This is a genomic window from Bradyrhizobium sp. SZCCHNGR1005, from assembly GCF_032489995.1.
GTDB lineage: Bacteria > Pseudomonadota > Alphaproteobacteria > Rhizobiales > Xanthobacteraceae > Bradyrhizobium.
This window is the reverse complement of the sequence record NZ_JAUEZC010000005.1, coordinates 123236-145697: the sequence shown is the minus strand read 5'-3', so window position 1 is coordinate 145697 and position 22462 is coordinate 123236. Positions and strand designations below refer to the sequence as shown.

Annotated in this window: 25 protein-coding genes and 1 tRNA gene; 17 read left to right on the top strand and 9 right to left on the bottom strand. The window is 64.0% G+C overall.

Going from position 1 to position 22462, the window contains the following annotated elements; translation table 11 throughout:
• Positions 1 to 103 precede the first annotated feature (103 nt).
• From QXZ85_RS22315 to QXZ85_RS22245, 15 genes are all read left to right on the top strand, one after another.
• A complete protein-coding gene (locus QXZ85_RS22315; protein WP_315705946.1) occupies positions 104 to 646 on the top strand; it encodes a thioredoxin family protein in 543 nt (180 codons plus the stop codon).
• 126 nt (positions 647 to 772) lie between these two features.
• On the top strand, positions 773 to 1216 hold the full coding sequence (gene soxX / locus QXZ85_RS22310) for a sulfur oxidation c-type cytochrome SoxX (protein WP_315767974.1): 444 nt from the start codon (positions 773 to 775) through the stop codon (positions 1214 to 1216).
• A gap of 20 nt (positions 1217 to 1236) precedes the next feature.
• Positions 1237 to 1689, top strand: a complete 453-nt coding sequence (gene soxY, locus QXZ85_RS22305; protein WP_315705720.1) for a thiosulfate oxidation carrier protein SoxY — start codon at positions 1237 to 1239, stop codon at positions 1687 to 1689.
• Positions 1690 to 1704: 15 nt separating this feature from the next.
• The gene (soxZ, locus tag QXZ85_RS22300) at positions 1705 to 2031 is read left to right on the top strand and encodes a thiosulfate oxidation carrier complex protein SoxZ (RefSeq protein WP_315705721.1); all 327 of its coding nucleotides are present in this window, start codon (positions 1705 to 1707) and stop codon (positions 2029 to 2031) included.
• Between the two features lie 33 nt (positions 2032 to 2064).
• Entirely contained in the window at positions 2065 to 2889 is an 825-nt protein-coding gene (gene soxA / locus QXZ85_RS22295; RefSeq protein WP_315705722.1) for a sulfur oxidation c-type cytochrome SoxA, read from the top strand.
• Between the two features lie 23 nt (positions 2890 to 2912).
• A complete protein-coding gene (gene soxB / locus QXZ85_RS22290; RefSeq protein ID WP_315767973.1) occupies positions 2913 to 4604 on the top strand; it encodes a thiosulfohydrolase SoxB in 1692 nt (563 codons plus the stop codon).
• A gap of 5 nt (positions 4605 to 4609) precedes the next feature.
• Positions 4610 to 5896 (top strand): sulfite dehydrogenase, encoded by a 1287-nt coding sequence (soxC, locus tag QXZ85_RS22285; protein WP_315705947.1) that lies wholly within the window; start codon positions 4610 to 4612, stop codon positions 5894 to 5896.
• Positions 5880 to 6587, top strand: coding sequence for a c-type cytochrome (locus QXZ85_RS22280; protein WP_409977596.1), 708 nt, complete (start codon positions 5880 to 5882; stop codon positions 6585 to 6587). The genes soxC and QXZ85_RS22280 overlap by 17 nt, the downstream gene beginning before the upstream one ends.
• 29 nt (positions 6588 to 6616) lie before the next feature.
• Entirely contained in the window at positions 6617 to 7045 is a 429-nt protein-coding gene (locus tag QXZ85_RS22275; protein WP_409977726.1) for a hypothetical protein, read from the top strand.
• Positions 7046 to 7058: 13 nt separating this feature from the next.
• Positions 7059 to 7964: an alpha/beta hydrolase gene (locus tag QXZ85_RS22270; RefSeq protein ID WP_315743198.1), complete on the top strand. Its 906-nt coding sequence runs from the start codon at positions 7059 to 7061 to the stop codon at positions 7962 to 7964.
• Between the two features lie 9 nt (positions 7965 to 7973).
• Positions 7974 to 8414, top strand: a complete 441-nt coding sequence (locus tag QXZ85_RS22265) for a DsrE family protein (RefSeq protein ID WP_315705727.1) — start codon at positions 7974 to 7976, stop codon at positions 8412 to 8414.
• A gap of 28 nt (positions 8415 to 8442) precedes the next feature.
• Complete coding sequence (locus tag QXZ85_RS22260) at positions 8443 to 9543, top strand: YeeE/YedE family protein (RefSeq protein ID WP_315743283.1); 1101 nt, start codon at positions 8443 to 8445, stop codon at positions 9541 to 9543.
• A gap of 88 nt (positions 9544 to 9631) precedes the next feature.
• A complete protein-coding gene (locus QXZ85_RS22255; RefSeq protein WP_315705949.1) occupies positions 9632 to 10174 on the top strand; it encodes a YeeE/YedE thiosulfate transporter family protein in 543 nt (180 codons plus the stop codon).
• A 13-nt stretch (positions 10175 to 10187) separates the two neighbouring features.
• Positions 10188 to 10739, top strand: a complete 552-nt coding sequence (locus QXZ85_RS22250; protein ID WP_315705728.1) for a YeeE/YedE thiosulfate transporter family protein — start codon at positions 10188 to 10190, stop codon at positions 10737 to 10739.
• Between the two features lie 49 nt (positions 10740 to 10788).
• Complete coding sequence (locus QXZ85_RS22245) at positions 10789 to 11142, top strand: rhodanese-like domain-containing protein (RefSeq protein WP_315705729.1); 354 nt, start codon at positions 10789 to 10791, stop codon at positions 11140 to 11142.
• 255 nt (positions 11143 to 11397) lie between these two features.
• Here QXZ85_RS22245 and QXZ85_RS22240 read toward each other — a convergent pair whose 3' ends face one another.
• The 5 genes from QXZ85_RS22240 to QXZ85_RS22220 all read right to left on the bottom strand — a co-directional run bounded on the left by QXZ85_RS22240 (position 11398) and on the right by QXZ85_RS22220 (position 13949).
• The gene (locus QXZ85_RS22240) at positions 11398 to 12285 is read right to left on the bottom strand and encodes an MBL fold metallo-hydrolase (RefSeq protein WP_315705730.1); all 888 of its coding nucleotides are present in this window, start codon (positions 12283 to 12285) and stop codon (positions 11398 to 11400) included.
• 69 nt (positions 12286 to 12354) lie between these two features.
• Positions 12355 to 12552, bottom strand: a complete 198-nt coding sequence (locus QXZ85_RS22235) for a DUF2892 domain-containing protein (protein WP_315705731.1) — start codon at positions 12550 to 12552, stop codon at positions 12355 to 12357.
• A gap of 110 nt (positions 12553 to 12662) precedes the next feature.
• Positions 12663 to 13331, bottom strand: coding sequence for a Crp/Fnr family transcriptional regulator (locus QXZ85_RS22230; RefSeq protein ID WP_315705732.1), 669 nt, complete (start codon positions 13329 to 13331; stop codon positions 12663 to 12665).
• 148 nt (positions 13332 to 13479) lie between these two features.
• Positions 13480 to 13556: transfer RNA gene (locus tag QXZ85_RS22225), tRNA-Arg, on the bottom strand.
• A gap of 123 nt (positions 13557 to 13679) precedes the next feature.
• A complete protein-coding gene (locus tag QXZ85_RS22220) occupies positions 13680 to 13949 on the bottom strand; it encodes a hypothetical protein (protein ID WP_315705733.1) in 270 nt (89 codons plus the stop codon).
• 235 nt (positions 13950 to 14184) lie between these two features.
• Between QXZ85_RS22220 and QXZ85_RS22215 the strand changes: the two genes are divergently transcribed.
• Positions 14185 to 14604 carry a hypothetical protein gene (locus tag QXZ85_RS22215; RefSeq protein WP_315705734.1) on the top strand — a complete coding sequence of 140 codons (420 nt, stop codon included), beginning with the start codon at positions 14185 to 14187 and terminating at the stop codon, positions 14602 to 14604.
• A 19-nt stretch (positions 14605 to 14623) separates the two neighbouring features.
• Here QXZ85_RS22215 and QXZ85_RS22210 read toward each other — a convergent pair whose 3' ends face one another.
• From QXZ85_RS22210 to QXZ85_RS22200, 3 genes are all read right to left on the bottom strand, one after another.
• Positions 14624 to 16876, bottom strand: coding sequence for a cation:proton antiporter (locus QXZ85_RS22210; protein WP_316167716.1), 2253 nt, complete (start codon positions 16874 to 16876; stop codon positions 14624 to 14626).
• 239 nt (positions 16877 to 17115) lie between these two features.
• Positions 17116 to 17433, bottom strand: a complete 318-nt coding sequence (locus tag QXZ85_RS22205) for a histone (RefSeq protein ID WP_315705736.1) — start codon at positions 17431 to 17433, stop codon at positions 17116 to 17118.
• Between the two features lie 74 nt (positions 17434 to 17507).
• Positions 17508 to 18950: a deoxyribodipyrimidine photo-lyase gene (locus QXZ85_RS22200; protein ID WP_316174911.1), complete on the bottom strand. Its 1443-nt coding sequence runs from the start codon at positions 18948 to 18950 to the stop codon at positions 17508 to 17510.
• A gap of 86 nt (positions 18951 to 19036) precedes the next feature.
• On the opposite strand from QXZ85_RS22200, the gene QXZ85_RS22195 reads away from it, so the two are divergent.
• Positions 19037 to 20782: a methyl-accepting chemotaxis protein gene (locus QXZ85_RS22195; RefSeq protein ID WP_315705738.1), complete on the top strand. Its 1746-nt coding sequence runs from the start codon at positions 19037 to 19039 to the stop codon at positions 20780 to 20782.
• Positions 20783 to 20803: 21 nt separating this feature from the next.
• Here the strand turns inward: QXZ85_RS22195 and QXZ85_RS22190 are convergent, their stop codons facing one another.
• Positions 20804 to 22462 carry a hydantoinase B/oxoprolinase family protein gene (locus QXZ85_RS22190; RefSeq protein ID WP_316174914.1) on the bottom strand — a complete coding sequence of 553 codons (1659 nt, stop codon included), beginning with the start codon at positions 22460 to 22462 and terminating at the stop codon, positions 20804 to 20806.

Sequence of the window (22462 nt, the reverse complement as noted above, 5' to 3'; positions counted from 1 at the left end):
TTATTCGAATATCATGTATCGTCCGTCGTAAGCTTTGGCAAAATCCATGAAGTTCCTCAAGCTCTCGCATCGCCCGATGACGCGGCGCAGTTTCGTTGTCGCGATGCCGTCTCTCATCGCGGCAACGGCCCATTCTCCTGCGCGGGCCGAACCCGCGCTGGGCGACGACGGGCTCTATCACGAGCCCTGGTTCCTCAACAGTTTCCTCGACCTGCGTGACGATCTCGAAACTGCTGCGTCCACAGGCAAGCGGCTCGCCATCATGTGGGAGCTGCGCGGCTGCCCTTATTGCCGCGAGACGCATCTGGTGAATTTCGCCGATCCGGAGATTACGGGCTACATCCGCGCCAATTTCGAGGTGTTGCAGCTCAACCTGGTCGGCGCGCGCAAGGTGACCGATTTTGACGGCAAGGAGTTCAGCGAGAAGGAGCTGGCCGAGCGCTATGCCATTCGCTTCACGCCGACCTTCCAGTTCTTTCCCGCTTCCGGCGATGGCCTCGCTGCGAAAGAGCCGGCCGCGCGCGAAGTCGCACGCGCACCGGGCTATCTCAAGCCGCAGCACTTTCTTGCGATGTTCCGCTTCGTGCGCGAGATGGCCTACGAGCACGGCTCGTTTCGCGACTACCTGACCGCATTGAAAGGCTGAGTGCACTGCCGCACCGAAACCTGCTTGACACCATAATTATTCTAATATCATAATTTGTGAATGTGGTGGGGCCGTAAGCCCCGTTGATAAAACCGGCGAGGGTGGCCTCGTCTCAAGGGTGGAAACATGCGTAGCTGGCTTCCGGCCGCTTGCCTCTATCTGTTGCTTGCGTCGACCGTGCAGGCCGATGAGCCCATCGTGCTCACTGTCGTCGATGGCGCGCTGCCGAAATCCCTGACGGGCACGGCCGGAAATGCGGATGCGGGACGGAAGGTTTTCCTGACGCGGACGCTGGGCAACTGTCTCGCCTGTCATCAGGTTTCCAGTCTCAAATCCGAAGAATTTCACGGCGAACTCGGCCCTTCGCTCGATGGCGTCGCCGGGCGCTACACCGAGGCGCAGCTGCGCCTCATCGTTGCCGATCCCAAACGCGTCTTCGACGATACGGTGATGCCTGCGTTCTATCGCAATGAGGGCCTCAGTCGGGTCCGTCCCGAGTTCGTCGGCAAGCCTATCCTGACCGCTGCGCAGGTCGAGGATGTGGTCGCCTTTCTCGAAATCCTGAAATGACTGCCTTTGGAGGATGATGCATGAGGCCAATCAACAGACGACAGGCATTCGTTCTCGGCGGCGGTCTCGTCGCCCTGACGATGCTGCCGATGGCTGCGAATGCCGAGGTAAGCAACGATGCGGCCGAACTGATCAAGAAGTTCACGGGCGGCAAGGAAGCGGCAAGCGGCAAGATCTCGCTTGACCTGCCTGAGATAGCCGAGAACGGCAATACGGTGCCGTTGTCGTTGACCGTCGACAGTCCGATGACCGCCGATAATTACGTCAAGGAAGTGCTGTTCGTCGCCGACGGCAACCCGAATGGCGGCGTCGCGACGCTCATGTTCACGCCGTTGTCGGGCAAGGCCGAGGCGTCGATCCGTATCCGCCTCGCGCAGACGCAGAACGTCATTGCCGTGGCGAAGATGAGCGACGGGTCGCTCTTCACCGAGCGCAAGACCGTCAAGGTCACCATCGGCGGCTGCGGCGGCTGAAACAGGAGAGAAAAAATGGCAGACAAGCCGCGGATCAAGCTTCCGAAGGAAGCCAAGCAGGGCGAGATCATCCAGATCAAGACCCTGGTCTCGCACCTGATGGAATCAGGCCAGCGCAAGGATGCGCAGGGCAAGACGATTCCACGCAAGATCATCAACAAGTTCTCTTGCGAGTTCAACGGCAAGCCCGTGTTCGCCTGCTCGCTGGAGCCGGCCATCTCGGCCAACCCCTACATCCAGTTCAATGCCAGGATCGAGCAGGAGGGGACGTTCAAGTTCGCCTGGACGGACGATGACGGCTCGGTGATTTCGGCGGAAGAAAAGATCACGCTGAAGGCCTGATTGCTGCTGCGCCACGGTCACGGGGAGGGACGGATGTATACGCGCTACGGTGCACTGGCCGTCCTGGCCACGGCTGCGCTCACGTTGTCGGCGATCGCCTCATCGGGCCAGGAGGCGGAGCGAAAGGGCATTCCGGCGCCTCTCGGCCACGTCTTCAAGACCATCATCTCGGGTTACGAGTTTCGCAGCAAGGAAACGCGTGCCCTGCAGGATGACGATCTGGAGAACCCAGGCTTTCTCGCGATCGAGCGGGCGGCCGACGCATGGAAGGCGGTCGACGGTGCTGAGGGCAAGTCCTGCATGAGCTGTCACGGCGAGGCCGAGAAAAGCATGAAGGGTGTCGGCGCCGCGATGCCGAAATGGAGCGACAAGCTCAACAAGCCGGTCAATCTGGAACAGCAGATCAACATCTGCCGCACCGAGCACATGAAGGCGCAGCCTTGGGCCTTCAAGTCGCAGGAGCTGACCGACATGACGACCTTTGTCCGCTACCAGTCGCGCGGCATGCCGGTGACGGTGAAGACCGACGGCCCGATGTCGCCGTGGTTCGAGAAAGGCAAGCAGATCTACTACACGCGGACCGGCCAGCTCGACCTCGCCTGCGCCTCCTGTCACGAGAAGAACAACGGCAAGTTCATGCGCGCCGATTTCCTCAGCCAGGGCCAGACCAACGGCTTTCCGACCTACCGGCTGCGCGATCAGCGGCTGGTCCCGCTCCACGAGCGGTTCGAGGGCTGCATGTTCGACGTTCGGGCCGTGCCCTATGCGCCGTTATCGGACGAGTTCCTCGCGCTCGAGCTGTACGTGGCCTGGCGCGGGATCGGCCTGCCGGTCGAGACGCCATCGGTCCGTAACTAATCAATGCCGCAAGGAGAAGAGCGATGATATCGCGCCGGGAATTCGTTCAGGTTGCGCTTGCGACCGCCGCCCTAAGTGCCGGCGCGGGCGGCGCAGCGACGCGCGCCTTTGCCCAGCAGAAGTTGACCGAGAAGGAGCTGCTGGCTTTCGAGCCGCTCGGCAATGTGACCCTGGTGCACGTCACCGACATCCACGGCCAGCTGATGCCGCTCTATTTCAGGGAGCCGTCGACCAATCTCGGCGTCGGCGACGCCAAGGGCCAGCCGCCGCATGTCACGGGCAAGGAATTCCTGGCTCGCTTTGGAATCGCGCCGGGCTCGTCGGCGGCCTACGCGCTGACCTCGGAGGATTTCGAGGCGCTGGCCAAGACCTATGGTCGGATCGGCGGGCTCGATCGCGCCGCGACGGTGATTAAGGCGATCCGTGCCGAGCGCGGCGACAAGGTGGTGCTGCTCGATGGCGGCGACACTTGGCAGGGCTCGTGGTCGTCATTGCAGACTCGCGGCCAGGACATGATCGACTGTATGGCGCTGCTGAAACCCGATGCCATGACCGGCCATTGGGAGTTCACTTACGGCACCGAGCGCGTCAAGCAGGCCGTCGACGGGCTTGGCTTCCCGTTCCTCGGGCTGAACATCCGCGATACCGAATGGAACGAACCGGCCTTCGAGCCCTCGACGATGATCGAACGCGGTGGCGTCAAGATCGCGGTGCTTGGCCAGGCCTTTCCCTATACGCCGGTCGCCAATCCGCGCTGGATGATCCCGAACTGGTCGTTCGGCGTCCGCGAGGAGGACGTCCAGGCTCAGGTCGACAAGGCGCGCAAGGCTGGTGCCGGTCTCGTCGTGCTGCTGTCGCACAACGGCTTTGACGTCGACCGCAAGCTGGCGAGCCGGGTCAAAGGGCTCGACGTGATCCTGACCGGACATACGCATGATGCGCTGCCCGAAGCGATCAAGGTCGGCAAGACGCTGCTGATCGCATCGGGCTCGTCCGGCAAGTTCGTCTCGCGGCTCGATCTCGACGTCAAGGACGGCGAGGTGAGGGGATATCGCTACAAGCTGATCCCGCTGTTCTCCGACGTCATCACGCCGGATGCGCAGATGGCCGCGAAGATCGCCGAGGTGCGCAAGCCGTTCGCTGCCGATCTCGGCCGCGCGCTCGGCCGCACCGAGACGCTGCTGTATCGGCGCGGCAATTTCAACGGCACCTTCGACGATCTGATCTGCCAGGCGCTGCTGCAGGAGCGGGATGCGGAGATCGCGCTCTCGCCCGGCTTCCGTTGGGGCACCAGCGTCATGCCGGGCCAGGACATCACCTTCGAGGACGTCACCAACGCGACCGCGATCACCTATCCTGCAGTCTATCGGATGGGCATGACCGGCGCGCGGCTCAAGGAGATCATTGAGGACGTCGCCGATAACCTGTTCAACGTCGATCCTTACTATCAGCAGGGTGGCGACATGGTCCGTATCGGCGGCATGTCCTACGCGATCGACGTCAACAAGCCGCAGGGGCAGCGCATCTCCGACATGCGGCTGATCAAGACCGGCACCGCGATCGATCCATCGCGCGAATATCAGGTGGCCGGTTGGGCCAGCGTCAACGAAGGCACGCAGGGGCCGCCGATCTGGGAGGTCGTGTCCTCCTATTTGCAGCGCCAGAAGACCGTGCGTCTCGAGCCCAACCGCGCCGTCAAAGTCACCGGAGTGTGAGGATGATGTCCAAGGACAACAAGAATCAACCAGCCTCGCTGGCCCGGCAGTCCCGGCGCGGTTTTCTCGCTGCGGCCGGCGGGCTTGCGGCATCTGCGGTTGCACCTTCGGCGCGGGCGGACGGCAACCCGGCCAATCAACCGCCGAACGTGCCCGAATGGACGCGTTCGCTCGGTGAGGGCGTCGCAGCGCGCCCCTATGGCAAGCCGTCGAAATTCGAAAAGGACGTGATCCGCCGCGACGTCGAATGGCTGACGGCATCGCGCGAATCCTCGGTCAGCTTCACGCCGCTGCATGAGCTCGAAGGCATCATCACGCCGAACGGGCTGTGCTTCGAGCGGCATCACGGCGGCATGGCCGATGTCGATCCGGCCGATCACCGCCTGATGATCCACGGTTTGGTCGAGCGGCCCTTAATACTCTCTCTCGAAGAGTTGAAGCGCTATCCGCGTGTCAACCGCATCCACTTCATGGAATGCGCTGCCAATTCCGGCATGGAGTGGCGCGGCTCTCAGTTGAATGGCTGCCAGTTCACTCATGGCATGGTCCATTGCGTGCAATATACGGGCGTGTCGCTGCGTACTCTGCTGGAGGAGGTCGGCGTCAAGAGCAACGGCAAATGGCTGCTGGTCGAGGGCGCGGATGCGGCCGCGATGGACCGCAGCCTGCCGATCGAGAAGGCGCTCGACGACTGCATGATCGCCTACAAGATGAATGGTGAGGCGCTGTATCCGGAGCAGGGCTATCCGATGCGGCTCGTCGTGCCTGGCTGGCAGGGCAATCTCTGGGTCAAGTGGCTGCGCCGGATCAAGGTCGGCGATCAACCCTGGCAGACCCGCGAGGAGACGTCGAAATACACCGACCTGTTGCCAAACGGCAAGGCGCGGCGCTTCACCTGGGTGATGGATGCAAAATCCGTGATCACGAGCCCGAGCCCACAGGCGCCGATCAAGCACGGCAAGGGCTTCACTATCTTGTCCGGCCTCGCCTGGTCGGGCCATGGCAAGGTCAAGCGCGTGGACGTCTCGCTCGATGGCGGCCGCAATTGGTGGCCGGCGCGACTCGACGGTCCGGTGCTCGATAAGGCGCTGACCCGCTTCTATTATGAGTTCGACTGGAACGGTGAGCCGCTCCTGCTGCAGTCGCGCGTCCAGGACGAGACTGGTTATGTGCAGCCTTCCAAGGCGGAACTGCGCAAGGTGCGCGGCTACAACTCCATCTATCACAACAATGGCATCCAGACTTGGCACGTGCAGGCCAACGGTGAGGTCGAGAATGTTGAAGTCGCCTAAGCTTGTCGCAGTAGCCGCGCTGGCGTGCCTGACCGGGTCCGCCGCATTGGCCGGTGGGCTGAGCGGGTCCAAAGCCGAGTCGAAGCCAACTGTTGCACACTACGATATCGGCCGTGCACCGACGCCCGAGGAGATCCGCGGCTGGGATATCGACGTACGCCCCGACGGCCAGGGGCTGCCGGTCGGCAAGGGCACGGTCGCCCAGGGCGAGAAGCTGTTCATGGACAATTGCGCGACTTGCCATGGCGAGTTCGGCGAGGGCAATGGCCGCTGGCCCGTGCTGGCGGGCGGCAAGGGATCGTTGACCGCGGACAATCCGGTCAAGACCGTCGGCTCCTACTGGCCGTATGCGTCGACGGTGTTCGACTATGTTCGGCACGCGATGCCGTTCGGCAATGCCGAGTCGCTCGGCGTCAACGACTACTACGCGCTGGTCGCCTATGTTCTGTACCTGAACGACATCGTTACGGATCAGAATTTCGAGCTGAACGAGAAGAATCTCGCCTCGATCAAGATGCCGAACGAAGCCGGATTCATCATGGATGACCGTGCGACCAGCGAAAAGTCCTTCTGGCAGAAAGACCCGTGCATGAAGGATTGCGTCGCGCCGGTGAAGATCACCGGGCGTGCGACGATCGTTGACGTCACCCCTGAAGACGCCAAGGAAGGAAAGTCTAGAGGAGTCGAATGACGCTGGCTGCGCCCAGTGGCCGCGGTCTGATGCTGGCGATCATCTCTGCCGGCCTTCTACTCATGACTGCCGCGCCGCTTCGAGCGGCCGAACCGCACAAGCTGGCGCTGCAGATCAGCGATGACGATCCGGTGAAGATGAACGCGGTGCTCGATGTTGCGGCCAATGTCTCGCGGCACTACACGGGACAAGGCGAAGAGGTCGACATCGTCGTCGTCGCCTTCAACGGCGGGCTCGACATGCTGCTGGCCGACCGCTCGCCGGTCAAGGAGCGCATCGTCGGTTTTGCCAAATCGATGCCCAATGTCAGCTTCATCGCTTGCGGCAACACGCTCGAGACTCTCGCCAGAAAGGAAGGCCGGCAGCCGCGCTTGATTGAAGGTGTCAGCGTCGTCGACACCGGAGTTGCCGCGCTGATGGATCTTGCGGAGAAGAACTGGACGATCGTGCGTCCTTGAATGGGATCATCCGATGCGCTGCCGGTTCGCGCTTGCGTTTCTCTTTCTGACCTCTGCATCGGTGCTTGCCGCCGAAGAAGCGCGCGAATTGACCATCGCCGGGCATGTTACCCTGGGAACGTTGCGGCTGCCGCCCCAGCCTTCGGCGGACATGCCCATCGTCGTGATGACCCACGGCACCCTCGCGCACAAGGACATGGGGACGGTGCAGGGCCTGTCGAAAGCGCTGGCCGAGCGAGGCATCGCCACCCTCGCTCACACGCTGTCGCTCGGTGTCGACAGGCGCAAGGGCATGTACGATTGCGCGATCGCCCACGACTATACGTCGGAGGATGCCGTGGCCGAGATCGCGGCGTGGATTGCCGAAGCGCAGCAAACGTCGTCGCGCGTGTATCTGCTGGGCCATTCGCGCGGCGGCAACCAGGTCGCGCGCTATCTGGCGTCGCATCCGCCCGGATCCATCAAGGGAGCCATCCTGCTGGCGCCGGCCACGACCGCCGTCGAGACCGGTTTGCGCGCAGCCTATGCCGAAACTTTCGGGCAGCCGCTCGAGCCGTTGCTTGCACGCTCCGACGCTGCCGTGAACGCCGGGCGCGGCGGCGAGTGGATGACGATGCCCGGCTTCATTTATTGTCGCGACGCCAAGGTGACGGCTCGCGCTTTTTCGGCTTTCTATCGGGCCGACCCGCGCCAGGACACGGCCGGCCTGATCGCCGAAATTGCAGTTCCGGTCCTCGTGCTTGCCGCGGCTCAAGACAAGACAGTGCCGGATGTGCAACAGTCATTCGCACCGCTGGTCTCGCGGACAGGGCGTCGCGTGCGGCTCGAGACCGTCGAGGACGCCGATCATTTCTTTCTCGATCTCGCCGCCGATGATGCCACCGATCGCATCGCAGGCTTCATCACGGACGTGCGTTAGGAGGACTTCATGGAACGACGGTCGATCATGCGCGCCGGATTTGCCGGCCTCATCGGAGCTTTCGGCATCAGCCGGGCGATGGCGGCGCCTGAACGACCGCGGCAGCGCGTCGTCTACCATCTGGCGGATCAGGATCGCGTCCTGTTCGTTCTCGGTAATATCCAGAATCATATCGACGGTACCGGCGGGCCGGGCAAGGCGGATATCAGGCTGGTCGTGCATGGTCCCGCTCTGCGCGCCTTCCACGCGATCTCTGTCGATACCAATATCGCGGGACTCGCGGACCGCCTGATCAAGGCCGGCACCGTGTTCGAAGCCTGCGCCAACACGATGAAGGCGCAGGGCGTGAAGCTGGATGATCTCACGGATGGCTTCATCGTGGCCGAGAAGGGCGGGGTGGTCAGGCTGACCGAGCTGCAGCAGGACGGCTACGCCTATCTGCGCCCTTAGCGGCGAGGTCTAACGCGAGACCGTGGCCGTGTTCACCGAAGCGATCGATCTCCTGGGCGAAGATCTGGTCTCCCTGTTGGGCGGGCTCTTGGTCGGAGGCCTGTTCGGTTTCTTCGCCCAGCGCAGCCGCTTCTGCCTGCGTGCCGCGACCATCGAGTTCTCGCGCGGGGAAGGCGGGGCACGCCTGTCGGTCTGGCTGCTCACCTTTGCCTCCGCCGTGCTGGGGACGCAGGCCTTCGTCGCGGCCGGTCTGCTCGACGTCTCGGAAGCCCGCCAGCTCGCGCAGCAGGGCAGCATCTCCGGTGCCATCATCGGTGGCCTGATGTTCGGCTGCGGCATGATCCTGGCGCGCGGATGTGCCAGCCGCCTGCTGGTGCTGTCCGCCAACGGCAATCTGCGTGCCCTGTTGTCCGGCCTCATCTTCGCGGTTGCGGCCCAATCCGCCTATCGCGGACTGCTGTCGCCGGCACGGGAGTGGCTGACCAATCTCTGGTTGGTCGACGGCGGGCCTTCCCGTGACATCATGAGCTTGTTCGGCGGTGGCACGCCTGAGAAGCTCGGCTTCGGAATGTTGTGGCTGCTCGCCGGCCTCGCCGGCGCGCTGCGTTTCGGGGTCAGCCGGCGCATGATGCTGGCCTCTGTTGCCACCGGGGCAGCGGTCGTTGCCGGCTGGATCTTCACCTACCATCTGGGGCATGCCTCGTTTGCGCCCGTGACCTTGAAGAGCCTGACATTCAGCGGGCCCTCCGCCGAGCTCCTGATGCAAGTGGCTGCCAACCAGCATCTCAAGCCCGATTTCGACCTCGGCGTGATCCCCGGTGTTTTCCTCGGCTCCTTCGTTGCGGCGGCGCTGGCGCATGAGTTGAACCTCGAAGGCTTTTCCGACGGCCGCGGGATGCGCCGCTATCTCATCGGCGCCGTGCTGATGGGATTTGGCGCGATGCTTGCGGGTGGTTGCGCGGTCGGGGCTGGCGTGACCGGCGCCTCGGTGTTTGCGCTCACGGCCTGGCTGGTGCTGGGCGGAATGTGGTTCGGCGCAGCGGTCACCGATCTCGTGGTCGACCGCTGGATGGCGGCTCCCAAATCGGACCTGCGTCCCGGCGATCTCTCCGGATCGGCGGCGTCATAAATATCTTCACAAATTCGAATATACGAATATAGTAAATTTCATCAGCGTTGACGCTGTCGAAGGCAGGGAGGTGTTCGCCGTGACGATGATGACCGATGTCATGGTCCGTGACGTGCCAAGATCCGAACCGAGCAGATGGTCGCCTTATCTCGTCGGTGCAGGGATCGGCGTGTTGAGCTGGGTCGCTTTTGCCGTGTTCGGTGATCCGCTGGGCGTCACGACCGCTTATTCTCGCGTGGCATCGCTGTTTGCGCTTCCGGTGTTGGGGCCTGATGCCGTGGCGGCCAACAGCTATTGGAAAGCAATGCCGCTCAAATGGGATTATGGCGTCTGGTTCCTGGTCGGCATTCCGCTCGGCGCTTTCCTGGCCGCAATCGTCTCGGGTACCTGGCGGCTGGAACTGGTTCCGGAGGTCTGGAAGGAGCGGTTCGGCCCGTCAGTCTTCAAGCGCTTCGTCGCAGCGTTTTTCGGCGGCATTGTCATCATGTATGGCGCGCGGCTGGCCGGCGGCTGCACCAGTGGCCACGGCATCTCCGGCGGGCTTCAGCTTGCCGTGTCGAGCTGGCTGTTCTTGGCTGTGATGTTCGCGACCGGCCTGTTGGTGTCGCGCCTCATGTTTCGCAAATCGTGAAAGGGATCAGGTCATGACCTCGATGATGAGCATTGCCGGCCCGCTTCTGATGGGCGCCGTGTTCGGATATCTGCTGCAACTGGGCAAGGTCACAAGCTGCAACGTGATCGAGAACCAGTTCCGGCTGCGTGACTTCACCGTGCTGAAAGTGATGGGCACGGCAATCGTGGTCGGCGGCGTCGGTGTGCTGCTGCTGGTCGATACCGGCAATACCAAATACTATGTCAAGGACGCCAATATGCTGGCGGTTGCGCTGGGTGCCGCGTTGTTCGGCATCGGCATGGTCGTCTATGGCTATTGCCCCGGAACGGCTCTCGGCGCGATTGCCAGCGGCAGCGTGCACGCCGCCGTCGGCGCGTTCGGCATGATCGTCGGCGCCGTTCTCTATGCGCTCAGCTTCGACTGGGTGAAGGCGCATGTCCTCAACGTCTGGACGCTTGGCAAGGTGCGGTTGCCCGACATCACCGGCGTGCCCGACGCGGCCTGGTTCGTCCTTCTCGCGATCGGCGCCGGCGCGTTCTTCTTCTGGGTCGAGTCGTCGGAAGCCAAGCGGGCGCGTCGCTAGAGCGACCCCGGGAGGGGCGCAATGCAGTCAGATCATGGAGAGACCAACGATGTTGTCCGGATTATTGAGCAAGCTGACGGGATCAGCCAGCGTCCCGGCGATCGAGCACGATGAATTGGTTCGCGCGCATCAGGAGCGTAGCTGCGTCATTGTCGATGTGCGCGAGCCGCACGAGTTCAAAAGCGGGCACATTCCGGGCGCCGTCAATCATCCGCTGTCGCAGTTCGACCCGGCAAGCCTTGCCAAAGACCTTGCCGAGGACAAGCCGGTCGTCCTGATCTGCCAGGCGGGCGGCCGCTCGGCCACGGCATTGCGCCGCGCACTCGCTGCAGGCGTCGAGGGGGTGCGACACTACGCCGGCGGCATGAGCGGCTGGCGCGCGCGGGGCGGTCCGGTCGCTTAGCGCGGCGTCACCCGGGGCGGCTTGGCCATGGGCCGGCGAACTCGCCGGCGAACTCCTGGCGGCGTTCGACACTTCCGCGGGCGGTCGCGCTGCCGCCCAGGCCAGTCGAGGCGGCGCAGCTGAAGGCCCCAAGCTAGGCTGTCAGCGGACCTCTTGTCGTAGGACCGGGCTCTCCCGCCAAGTCGTACGGAGCTTCGCATCAGGCAACTGACGTGCCTGTGACGTTGAGGGGCGACGCAGAGCTATTGCGCGCTGCTAGAGCACATTGATCGGGACCTTCAAAAAGGTCTTGCCGCTGGCATCCGGTGGGGGCAGGTGCCCGGCGCGGATGTTGATCTGAAGCGAGGGAATGATCAGGCGCGGCATGCCGAGCGTCTTGTCGCGCGCCTCGCGCATGGCGACGAACGCGTCTTCGCTGACGCCGTCGCGGGCGTGGATGTTGTGCAGCCGTTCTTCGCCGACGGTCGTTTCCCAGCGAACCGCCCGGCCGTCGGGCGCATAGTCGTGGCACATGAACAGCCGGGTGCCGTGAGGCAGGGTTTCTAGGATCTTACGGATCGATCGGTATAGCGTGCGCGCATCGCCGCCGGGAAAATCCGCGCGTGCCGTCCCGCCGTCCGGCATGAACAGGGTGTCGCCGACGAAGGCGGCATCCCCGATGACGTGTGTAGCGCAGGCCGGCGTGTGTCCAGGCGTGTGCATCACGAATGCCGTCGTCTTGCCGATGGCGTAGGTATCGCCGTCCTTGAACAGCCGGTCGAACTGGCTGCCATCGCGGCGAAACTCCGTGCCCTCGTTGAACACCTTGCCGAACGTCTTCTGCACCGTCAGGATATGTTCGCCGATCCCGATCCGCCCGCCGAGCTTGCTTTGAATATAGGGCGCCGCCGAAAGATGATCGGCATGGGCGTGGGTCTCAATCAGCCATTCGAGCTGAAGCCCGTTCAACTTCACGTAATCGATCAGAACGTCCGCGGATCTCGTGCCGATGCGAGCGGCCGCATAGTCGATATCCATGACAGGATCGATGATCGCGCACGACGACGAGGATGGGTCCTTCACGACGTAGCTGATCGTGTTGGTCTCCGGATCGAAAAATCCTGCCACTTTCGGCTGGACGCTGATGTCGATGGGATAGGGCATGGCTGCTCCAGGGCTAGGGCAAGGAAGGCGTCGCGGCTCGTCCGCGTCGCCTTCCTCCGGGCGGCCCAATCATCTAGCGGATTTGGCTCCGCAAGTGTTGATGCCGAGCATCGCGTAGGGCGGGCACCAACCGATCAGCGCCGTTCCGAGCGGGATCAATCCCAGCAGTCCCCACAATGTCTTGGGGCCGACGAATACAAGGCTCAGGACCGCCAGTCCAACCACGAGCCGGATCAGCCGATCCGTCTTGCCGACATTCTGTGTCATCGAGGTGCTCCCCTTGGCTTTGCGATGATGACCGAAAGAGTAGGGCAGGGCGCGCCGGACGTATGTAACTAAGTCACCGAGCGGCGAGCGTCGGATTGGGACGGACCATATCAGCTGTGTTGCGCGAGCCGCGTGAGCGCTGCCCGGTCGACAATATCGACTGTCCCGCGCGACACTTTGAGCCAGCCTCGGCGGGCGAATTCGTTGAGCTGCCGGCTGATGACCTCCCGCGCGCTGCCGAGCTCGTTGGCAAGGTCCTGGTGCGTTGCGTTGATGTGTCCCTTCGGGCCGGAAAGCTCGACCAGCTTCTGCGCCAGTCTGACGTCGATGCGCGCGAAGGCGACTTCCTCGATGACGCGAAACAGGTTGGTGACGCGGCGACTGAAGGCGGTAAAGACGAACTGGCGGAATTCCCGCGAACTGGCGATCAATTGGTCGAACAACGCGCGCGGGATCGCAACCGCCCGGACCTTGGTTTCGGCTATTCCTTCGGCTTGGTATTCCTCGTAGCCCATCAGGCAGGCCGTGGTCAGCGCGCAGCTCTCGCCGGCCTGGACGCGGTAAAGCACGATCTCGCGGCCCGACTCCGATGTCTGCTGAACGCGAATCGTTCCTTCGAGCAGGAGCAGGAAAGACTCCGGGGCCTGGCCGGGCCCGAAGATCCGGCTGTCTTCGGGCAGCTCGACGATCAGGCTCGTGTCACGCAGTTGGACGAAGACGTCGCGCGGCAACTGCCGGATCGGCGGGAAGGCGTGCGTCCAGTCCTCGTTCGGCGACATGGCAGGATCCGTGCAAGTGCAGGCCCACTTGAGGTGGTCTGCCACAGCATCATGAATGCGTCCAGCCGAGGGGGATGGCACGATCAATCGAGACTGTTGCCGCAAGAAGCGCGTCCAGCGCCGACGGAAATGCCTGGCGAAGTGGCCTTGGCGCGCTCGGAGAGATTCGAACTCCCGACCCTCGGAATCGAAATCCGATGCTCTATCCAGCTGAGCTACGAGCGCGTGCTGGGCCTATCGGCCACGGGGCCTCCGGATAGCAGACTTGGCGAGAGAGGGCCAGTGTCCGCTGGCCCTTACGCGCGGATCATTGCGCGGTTATGCCGGGCTACCGGTCGTTGCACGAGATCAGAAGCAGGGATGGCGGGCTCGGTCCTGGCCGACATAGGCGGCCGAGCTCTGATAACAATGGTTCGTCGACGGCCCGTCATAATAAGCGAAGGTTCCGGGTACCTCGCCGGGGCCGTAATTGTGCAGGTAGCTGATCGGATAGGGCAGTCCGAGATAGCTGCGATGACCGTGATGGTGGCGATGGTGGCTGCGCGCTTCTGCCAGCGAGGGGACCAGGCTTGCCGCTGACACAATCAAGGCGGCGGCGAACAGCTTCGACATGCTCATCTCATTTCTCCGGAAACAACGCTAAGGCCCGTTGTCGAACCAATAATCTAGCGCGAACGGGCCGGAAAAGCTGCGCAAAAGCGAATGAGGATTGCCAAAATTTTGGCCTTTTCCGGATGCTTAACCGATTCCTAAGACAGTCCGGCAAAAGTCCTGCAACGTAAGGTGGGGGGTAGCGCCCCGCTGACATCCACCGGGGTTCTCTCTTTTGAAGCGCCGCCTCTCGCCTCTGCTGATGCTTTTGCTCGTCGCCGCGACGCCGGCGCGCGCCGACCTGCACATCACGCGCGACCATGGCGGCTATATCGAGGAATACAAGGCCAAATACCAGCACATCCGCGATACCAAGCAGCGCGTCATCATCGACGGTATCTGCAATTCGGCCTGCACCCTGGTGTTCGGCATCGTGCCGATGAACAAGATCTGCGTCACCCCGCGCGCAAGCCTCGGCTTCCACCTGGCCTATTACGACAAGGCCTTCACCTTCGGCATCAAGGTCACCAGCGTTGAGGGGACGTCTGAATTGATGTCCTATTACCCCGACACGGTGAAAGATTGGATCCGTCGCAATGGCGGGCTCACGACCGAGATGAAGAAGATCAAGAACGGGGTCGAACTCTGGAAGATCGTCGATCCCTGTCCCGACGCCTGGTAACGGCATCCCGTCGCCCCCGTCACGCGGCCGCGCGCTTGGCGGGCTGATTGGTTTCGGCCGAGACCAGGAGCACCGGCGCGCTCGAGCGGGCGAGCACGGTTGCAACGATCGCACCGAAATCCAGCGTCTCGCCTTGCAGGCGGTCGGCGCCCAGCACAACCAAGTCTGCGTTCATCGTGGCCGCTTCCTCCAGGATCGCTTCGTCCGGCGCAGTGTTGCCACGGGCGGATGTCGTCGCGCTCAACCGATAGTGTTCCGCGGCGATTGCGGCGTCCGCCAGCACCTGCCGCGCGCGTTCCTGTTCGCCGTCGGATCCGGCGCAGCTCGCGCCGTTGCCGCTTGTCGTGGAGATGTAGAGCAGATGCAGGCGCGCGCGACTCGTGCGGGCAATCGCAATCGCGACTTCGGCGCCACGGCGCGCTACGCTGCGCCCGGAGACCGGCACCAGAATGCGCCCGTTGTGCGGCGGAAGCTCAGCGCCCCCCTTGGCCAGCACGAGGGCCAGCGGCCCCTCGAAGCCAGCGGCGAGCTCTTGTACGGCCGGGCTGAACCCGCCCTCGGGGGACAAGACGCCCTCGATCCCGACGATCATAAGGTCAAAACCCTTGCGGGCCTCGTCCTCCACAGCTTCGCGTAGCGTGGTCTCACGCGCGCGCGTCATCACATCCAGCGCGCCCTGCGTTCCGCTCTCGCTCGCGCCTTGCTTCGCAGCATCCTTGACAGCTGCTTCCGAATTGCCGGTGGGGGCCGAACTCGAGGCATGCGCGCGCTCGTTGACCTTGAGCACGGTGATCGGCCGTGCCTCCGGTCCGGCCAGAAGCCCCGCGATCTGCGCAGCGAGGCGGGCACTCGCGCTATCATCCACCGCTAGCAACAGCCGTTCGAGATTGCTGACGAAGCTCTTGTCTTCGAACTCCTCGCGCTCCAGCCGGTCTTTCTCGTCCTGTCGTGGCGGCAAGCGCGCCAGCGCGGCGCGCAGCATTGGCGGCATTGCCAACGTGGTCAGGATCGCCATGATCACGATCATCGAGAACATGGTCTGGCTGAGAACCCCGATCGAGAGGCCGATCGAGGCGATGATCACCTCGGTCGAACCGCGTGCATTCATGCCGCTGGCGAGCGCCAGCGACTCCTTGCGGTCGAGCCCGCCAACGGCACCGCCAACCAGCGCGCCGGCAAATTTGCCGAAGCTTGCGATCACGATCAGGCCGGCCGTGAAGAGCAGCAATTCGGGCGTGCGCAACTGCGTGAGATCGGTTTCGAGACCTGCCAAGCCGAAGAATACCGGCGTGAACAGGCTCGTGATCAGGCCGCGCAGACGTTCGTCGATCTGTCGGGTCAGGATCGGGGATTCGCCGACCAGCACGCCGGTGACGAACGCCCCGAGCACCGTGTGAACCCCGATCAGATGCGTGATCAGTGCCATCGCGCTCATCAGGAGCAGGATCACGGTGACGACCGGTGATGAACTCACCAGGTGGTCATTGGCAAGCCTGATCAGCAGGAAGACCAGCCGCCGTCCGACGGTAAAGCTTAGAGCCAGAAACAGCAGTGTGCCGAGCACAGCCTGGCCGATCGAGCGCAGATCCAATGTGTCGTGCGCGGCGATGCTGAAGATCATCGCAATGATGATCCAGCCGATCGTGTCGTCGATGATCGCAGACGCCACGATGATCTGGCCGACGTTACGGCGCATGAAGTTCATCTCGCGCACGACCACAGCGACGATCTTGACCGAAGAGATCGAGAGCGCCGTGCCGAGGAACAGCGAGGCAACGAGCCGGGCCTCGGGCTGGGGCAACAGGCTCGCAGGCATCACCTCGCCAAGCGCAAAGCCGCAGGCGAACGGAACCGCAATCCCGAACAGGGAGATGGTCATCGCGGGGCGGCCGACCTTGCGCACCAGCTTGAGGTCGATCTCCATGCCTGTAAGCAGCAAAAGCAACAGGATGCCGAACTGGGCGAGGCCCTCGATCATCGCCTTCTGCGCCGGCGCATGCGGGAAGATTGCGGCTTGCGCCGAGGGCCAGATCCAGCCGAACACGGAGGGGCCGAGCAGAAGGCCGGCGAGCAGTTCTCCGATCACCGAGGGCTGGCCGATGCGCTGCATCACCTCGCCGAGCCCGCGGCCGATCCCGATCAGCAGGGCGACCTGGACGAGCAACAGGAACTCCGAGCCACGCTCGGCACCGCCGACCTCGGCATGCGCGGCCGGCGCGATCAGAACGACGGCGAACCCACCCCACACAATCGTTCGGAGCCTGCGGCCCATCGCATCCTCCGCGTTCACGACCGGTATTGTCGGTCGCAGCGGGCTAAGCGTGGTCGTACGGAGAAGTTCCAGCCCTCGCGCCGGTGGCCGGCGCGAGCAGGGCGGTATCGATCGAGCTCGCGACGGCGCGGAGCTCAAAACGAAACAATCCAGCACCAGACTGTCCCTCATCGGGCACTGGATTGTTTCGCGACAGCCAATCTCTGAGCGCCAAATGCGCTCTCGGATCGGTCTTGATCTCAGCGCTTGGCCTTCTTGGTCTTCTTCTTGCTGGCCTTCTTGGCCGTCTTGGCGGAACTCTTCGCGCTCTTCTTGGCGGCTTTCTTGACCGTCTTTTTCGCCGCCTTCTTGCCGGTCTTCTTGGCAGACTTCTTGGTCGCGACCTTCTTGGCCTTGGCGGCCCGCTTCGGCGCGGCCTGCTTCGGTGCGGCTGGTTTGGCAGCCTTCTTGGTCGCGCGTCCGACCTTGGCGACCACGGTCGTCACCGCTTCTTTCGCGGTGTCGGCCGCAGTGCTGATCGCATTCGTCGCTTGTTCGATGAGAGGCGTATCGTCCATATCGGTCCCCCGATGTGTTGAAACGCATGAACGATAGCTGGATTCTCGGACCTGTCAAAGCGAAGCGCAACTAATCAGCTCCGGCGAAGCGTTGCGTGGGCTGCGAGGGCGCGTTCCCGCGCTCGCTTGTGCTCGACGATCGGGGCCGGATAGGTTCGGCCGAGTTCGATGCCGGCGCCGGCAAGCTCGAGCGGCGGCGCGGTCCAGGGCTGATGGATGAGCGGTGCGGGGAGGCGCGCCAACTCGGGCACCCAGCGCCGGACGTAGGCGCCGTCGGGGTCGAACTTCTCGCCCTGCAACACCGGGTTGAACACCCGGAAATAGGGGGCGGCGTCGGCGCCGCAACCTGCAACCCATTGCCAGCCGGCGGGATTGCTGGCGGGGTCCGCATCCACCAGCGTGTCCCAGAACCATCGTTCGCCGGCCCGCCAGTCGATGAGCAGATGCTTGACGAGGAACGAGGCGACCACCATCCGCACGCGGTTATGCATGGTTCCGGTGTGCCAGAGCTGGCGCATGCCGGCATCCACGATCGGATAGCCGGTCTGACCACGCTGCCAGGCGGCCAGCGCTCGGCCGTCGTCACGCCAGGGGAAATCGTCGAACGATCGCTGCAGGTTGCGCCTCGCGAGGTCGGGGTTGTCATAGAGCAGCTGGCGGCTGAACTCGCGCCAGCCGAGTTCGCTGAGAAACTTGTCGATCCCAGCCGAGCGAGCCGGCTGTTCGGCCGCGGCAAAGCGCGCGGCGTGCCAGACCTGCCGCGGACTGATTTCGCCGAACCGCAGATGCGGCGACAAATGTGAGGTCGCATCGAGATCCGGACGGTCGCGATCGGCGGCATAGGTCTGCACGGACTGCGCGAGGAACGCGGCGAGCTTTGTCCGCGCGGCTTGCTCGCCGACGTGCCAGGTTGCGCGCAGCCCACCGGCCCAGTCGGGCCTGGTTGGCTCGAGCCGGAAGTCGTCGATGGCAAGGCTCGTCAATCCTGCAACCGAGCGAAAAGAATGGGGCGCCGGCAGGGGATGCGGCGGGTCGCCCATCGCCTGCACGCGTCTCCAAAACGGGGTGAACACGCGCGGTCCGCGGCCATCCTTGCCCCGCAGCACGGCGGGGTCGACCAGAAGATCGTCGGGAAAGCTCTCGCTTTCGATGCCAAGGGCGGCCACTGTCTCTGCGACCTCGGTTGCCACGGCTTGCTGCTGCGCCTGCGCGACATCGTTCCAGAACACGGCTGCCGCATTGGTCTCAGATGCGAGCGTGCGCAACACCTCGGCCGCCGCACCACGCCGCAGGACGAGGTCGGCCCCAGCGGCACGCAGACTTGCCTGCAGCGATTGCAGCGATTGCGCCAGCCACCAGCGCGTCGCGCCGCCCAGCGGGCGTAAGCCTGGACTCTCCTCGTCGAAGACATAGACGCAGATGACCGGCGCTCCGGTGCCGACGGCTGCGTGGAGGGCAGGGTGGTCCGATAGGCGGAGGCTCTCGCGGAACCACAAAATAATAGGACGCACCGGCATCTTAGGTGTCCTTCTACCGCGTGAGGGGCCCGAGTCCGTAATTCTCCGTGCCGGAAATAACGGGATCGAAACGAAATACGGGCAAGATGCGAACCGGTTGCAATTCCCAAAAAAGGTCGAATCCGTTGTCCGTCAAGCTCAAGCTGGGCACGAAGGCGCTTGTCGGCGCCGCCCTCGTCATCGCGCTCAACACCGCGCTCGTCATCGGCGCGGCCTATTGGTCGCTGACCTCCGACTTCGACGAGCGCGCCAAGAAAGATATCGAGGGCAATCTGCGCACCCTGGCGCTGACCTTTGCCGAGTCGTTCAAGGACGCCAAGGTGAGCTTGCAGGACGGCTCGGTCGTCCGCATCGAGATTCCGGCGTTTCCCGAACTCAAGGATCACGCCATCGTCGACCGCGCCGTCTCCTATGCCGGCGGCAACGCAACCTTGTTCGTCTACGACGATGCGAGCGGGCAGTTCGTGCGGCGTTCGACCAATGTGAAGAAGGAGAACGGCGAGCGCGCGGTCGGTACCCAGCTGGCATCCGATCATCCAGGGCAGGCCGCCCTGCGGCGCGGTGAAGCCTACAAGGGCCCGGCGACGCTGTTCGGGAAAACCTTCATGACGGCCTATTTTCCGCTCACCAATCCGGCCGGGAAGGTGATCGGCATCCTCTATGTCGGCGTGCCCATGGCCGAGCTCGACGCCATGCTGACGCAGGCGATGCGGACCATGATGATCGCAGCCGCCATCGCGGCGCTGCTCGTGCTCGGGCTCACCGTGGTGGTCGTACGCCGCCTCACTAAGCCGCTGTCCTCGGTGACCGCCGCGCTGACCGGCATTGCCGAAGGCCGTGACGACATCGCGATCGATTGCGATGACCGCGGCGACGAGATCGGCGAGATCGCGCGGACCTTGGCGGTGTTCCGCAGCGCCTCGAGCGAGCGGCAGCGGCTGCGCGAAGAGCAGGCGGCTGCGGCCACTGCCGCCGCGGAGCAGCGCCGGGCCGAACTGCGGCGGTTCGTGGATGGCTTCCAGGCCAGTGTCGGCGGCATCATCGAGCATGTGATGCGCGCGTCCGGCGAATTCGAGCAGGTCGCACAGCAGCTGACGCAGACCGCGCGCAGCACGGCGGAATTGTCCGGCCGGTCGGCGGGCGCATCGGAAGCGGCTTCCGAACACGTCCGCTCCGCGGCTGCGGCCTCTGAGGAGCTGTCCGGCGCGATCGGCGAGATCACCCGGCGCGTGGTGGAATCGACCTCGATCGCCGCCGAGGCGGTCAAGCAGGCCGTGGCCACCGACCAGCGTATCAAGGAGCTGTCGGAAGCCGGCAACCGCATCGGCGACGTCGTCAAGCTGATCACGACCATTGCCGAGCAGACCAACCTTTTGGCGCTGAACGCCACCATCGAGGCGGCGCGAGCGGGCGACGCGGGCCGCGGCTTCGCCGTGGTGGCCCAGGAAGTGAAGACCCTGGCGGGACAGACTGCCAAGGCCACGGAAGAGATCTCCAGCCAGATCGCCAACATGCAGCTGGTGACGCAGGAATCGGTCGAAGCCATCAAGGCGATCGGCCAGACCATCGAACGGATCAGCGAGATCGCCACCTCGATCTCGTCCGCCGTCGAGCAGCAGCGTGCGGCGACGCAAAACATCACCCAGAGCGTCCGCTCGGCCGCGAGCGGCACGAGCGAGGTCGTCAGCAACATCCGCAACGCGGCGCGCGGGGCGGATGAGACCGGCGAAAGCTCGCGCCGGATGTTCGCGTCCGCTCAGGCGCTGTCGGGCGAGAGCCTGCGCCTGAAGCAGGAGGTCGAAAACTTCCTGAACGGCATGCGCGCGGCATAACGCCGGCGCGAGGCCGTTCACTCAGTCCCTCCATCCATAGATCGTCCCGGCCTCGCCGGCCGAGACGAGTCCGCTTTCGACATCTTCGCGCACGGCCTCCGCCGTGCGGGCCTTGGGATCGCCGATGCCGGCGCCTCCGGGCGTCAGCACCACCAGCCGGTCGTCCGGCGGAATGGTCTGAAAACCTTTGCCGCGCAGCTTCTTTCCGCTCTTGAGGCCGACATAGCCGGCCTCGCCGTCACGGCCGCCGTCGCGGCCGCGCGGTGGATGATCGATGCGGTCGAAGGCGGCGAGAATGTCGAACGGCGCATCGACGCCGCTCGCCACCTCGATGATCTGGCCGAGCCCTCCGCGGGTGCGGCCGGCGCCGCCGGAATCCGGCCGCAGCTCCTTGCGCCAGAAGATCAGGGGCGTCTGCGTCTCCGCGATCTCGACCGGCGTGCCGCGCACGCCGCTGGGATAGGCCGTTGCCGACAGCCCGTCCTTGCCAAAGCGGGCACCCGTGCCGCCGTTCGAGGTCACCACCATCGAGAACCCGTAATTGCCGCCGGCGCCCGAGCGGGTCTGGCCGCGCACGTTGAGATTCCACAGGCAGGAGGTGCCTTCGGCCGGCACCCGTTCGGGGATGATCTGGCGCAGGCAGCCGAACACGACGTCCGGCAGCATCTGGCCGATCACATGGCGCGAGGCGACCGGCGCCGGCTTCGGCGCGTTGAGGATCGCGCCCGACGGCGCCGAGACCGTGAGCGGCGCCAGCGAGCCGGCGTTGTTCGGGATCTGCGAGGCGACCACGCAGCCGAGCCCGAAGACCGTGTAGGCGGTGGTGTAGGCGAGCGGCACGTTGATGCCGAACTTCGAGGCTGTCGAGGTGCCGTCGAAATCGACATGGACGCCATCTTCGGAGATGGTCAGTGCGGCCTTGAGCGTGACCGGAGCATCGTAGCCGTCCACGATCATTTCATTGCGCCAGGTGCCCTTCGGCAGCTTGGCGATCTCGGCGAGCACGGCCTCGCGCGAGCGATCGCAGATGTAGTCGCCGAGCTGATCGAGGCTTTCGATCCCGAACTCCTCCATCATCTCGACCAGACGCTGACAGCCGACGTCGTTGCAGCCGGCCAGCGAATAGGTGTCGCCCTCGGTATCGATCGGCAGCCGCGTATTGCTGCGGATCATCGCCATCAGGGTCTCGTTGACGGTGCCCTGATCGATCAGCTTCAGCATTGGGATATAAAGACCCTCCATGAAGACGTCGGTAGCATCGGGGCCGAAGCCGATGCCGCCGATATCCATCAGATGGCTGGTGCAGGAGAACAGTGCGACGACCTTGCCGTCCTTGAAGCAGGGCGTGGTGACGACGAAGTCGTTGAGATGGCCGGTGCCCATCCAGGGATCGTTGGTGATGTAGGCGTCGCCCGGCTTCATCGTGTGCAGCGGAAAATGCGCGATGAAGTGCTTCACCGACTCCGCCATCGAATTGACGTGGCCCGGCGTGCCGGTGACGGCCTGTGCCAGCATGCGGCCCTGAAGGTCGAACACGCCGGCCGACAGATCGCCGCATTCGCGCATGATCGGGCTGAAGGCCGTGCGCAAGAGCACCTGCGCCTGCTCCTCGACCACGGCGATCAGCCGGTGCCACATGATCTGGAGGTCGATCAGGCTCGTTCCAACAGTATCGCTCAT

What these genes read in the sequence shown, in the direction of transcription:
- soxB (WP_315767973.1), top strand. Translation starts at nt 2,913, where the DNA reads ATGATATCGCGCCGGGAATTCGTTCAGGTTGCGCTTGCGACCGCCGCC.
- QXZ85_RS22210 (WP_316167716.1), bottom strand. Translation starts at nt 16,876, where the DNA reads ATGGGCCGCAGGCTCCGAACGATTGTGTGGGGTGGGTTCGCCGTCGTT.
- QXZ85_RS22190 (WP_316174914.1), bottom strand. Translation starts at nt 22,462, where the DNA reads ATGAGCGATACTGTTGGAACGAGCCTGATCGACCTCCAGATCATGTGG.
- QXZ85_RS22275 (WP_409977726.1), top strand. Translation starts at nt 6,617, where the DNA reads ATGCTGGCGATCATCTCTGCCGGCCTTCTACTCATGACTGCCGCGCCG.
- QXZ85_RS22195 (WP_315705738.1), top strand. Translation starts at nt 19,037, where the DNA reads ATGCGAACCGGTTGCAATTCCCAAAAAAGGTCGAATCCGTTGTCCGTC.
- soxY (WP_315705720.1), top strand. Translation starts at nt 1,237, where the DNA reads ATGAGGCCAATCAACAGACGACAGGCATTCGTTCTCGGCGGCGGTCTC.
- QXZ85_RS22265 (WP_315705727.1), top strand. Translation starts at nt 7,974, where the DNA reads ATGGAACGACGGTCGATCATGCGCGCCGGATTTGCCGGCCTCATCGGA.
- QXZ85_RS22255 (WP_315705949.1), top strand. Translation starts at nt 9,632, where the DNA reads ATGACCGATGTCATGGTCCGTGACGTGCCAAGATCCGAACCGAGCAGA.
- soxC (WP_315705947.1), top strand. Translation starts at nt 4,610, where the DNA reads ATGTCCAAGGACAACAAGAATCAACCAGCCTCGCTGGCCCGGCAGTCC.
- QXZ85_RS22245 (WP_315705729.1), top strand. Translation starts at nt 10,789, where the DNA reads ATGTTGTCCGGATTATTGAGCAAGCTGACGGGATCAGCCAGCGTCCCG.
- QXZ85_RS22280 (WP_409977596.1), top strand. Translation starts at nt 5,880, where the DNA reads ATGTTGAAGTCGCCTAAGCTTGTCGCAGTAGCCGCGCTGGCGTGCCTG.
- QXZ85_RS22205 (WP_315705736.1), bottom strand. Translation starts at nt 17,433, where the DNA reads ATGGACGATACGCCTCTCATCGAACAAGCGACGAATGCGATCAGCACT.
- soxA (WP_315705722.1), top strand. Translation starts at nt 2,065, where the DNA reads ATGTATACGCGCTACGGTGCACTGGCCGTCCTGGCCACGGCTGCGCTC.
- QXZ85_RS22220 (WP_315705733.1), bottom strand. Translation starts at nt 13,949, where the DNA reads ATGAGCATGTCGAAGCTGTTCGCCGCCGCCTTGATTGTGTCAGCGGCA.
- QXZ85_RS22240 (WP_315705730.1), bottom strand. Translation starts at nt 12,285, where the DNA reads ATGCCCTATCCCATCGACATCAGCGTCCAGCCGAAAGTGGCAGGATTT.
- QXZ85_RS22235 (WP_315705731.1), bottom strand. Translation starts at nt 12,552, where the DNA reads ATGACACAGAATGTCGGCAAGACGGATCGGCTGATCCGGCTCGTGGTT.
- QXZ85_RS22270 (WP_315743198.1), top strand. Translation starts at nt 7,059, where the DNA reads ATGCGCTGCCGGTTCGCGCTTGCGTTTCTCTTTCTGACCTCTGCATCG.
- QXZ85_RS22315 (WP_315705946.1), top strand. Translation starts at nt 104, where the DNA reads ATGCCGTCTCTCATCGCGGCAACGGCCCATTCTCCTGCGCGGGCCGAA.
- QXZ85_RS22230 (WP_315705732.1), bottom strand. Translation starts at nt 13,331, where the DNA reads ATGTCGCCGAACGAGGACTGGACGCACGCCTTCCCGCCGATCCGGCAG.
- soxZ (WP_315705721.1), top strand. Translation starts at nt 1,705, where the DNA reads ATGGCAGACAAGCCGCGGATCAAGCTTCCGAAGGAAGCCAAGCAGGGC.
- soxX (WP_315767974.1), top strand. Translation starts at nt 773, where the DNA reads ATGCGTAGCTGGCTTCCGGCCGCTTGCCTCTATCTGTTGCTTGCGTCG.
- QXZ85_RS22200 (WP_316174911.1), bottom strand. Translation starts at nt 18,950, where the DNA reads ATGCCGGTGCGTCCTATTATTTTGTGGTTCCGCGAGAGCCTCCGCCTA.
- QXZ85_RS22250 (WP_315705728.1), top strand. Translation starts at nt 10,188, where the DNA reads ATGACCTCGATGATGAGCATTGCCGGCCCGCTTCTGATGGGCGCCGTG.
- QXZ85_RS22215 (WP_315705734.1), top strand. Translation starts at nt 14,185, where the DNA reads ATGCTTTTGCTCGTCGCCGCGACGCCGGCGCGCGCCGACCTGCACATC.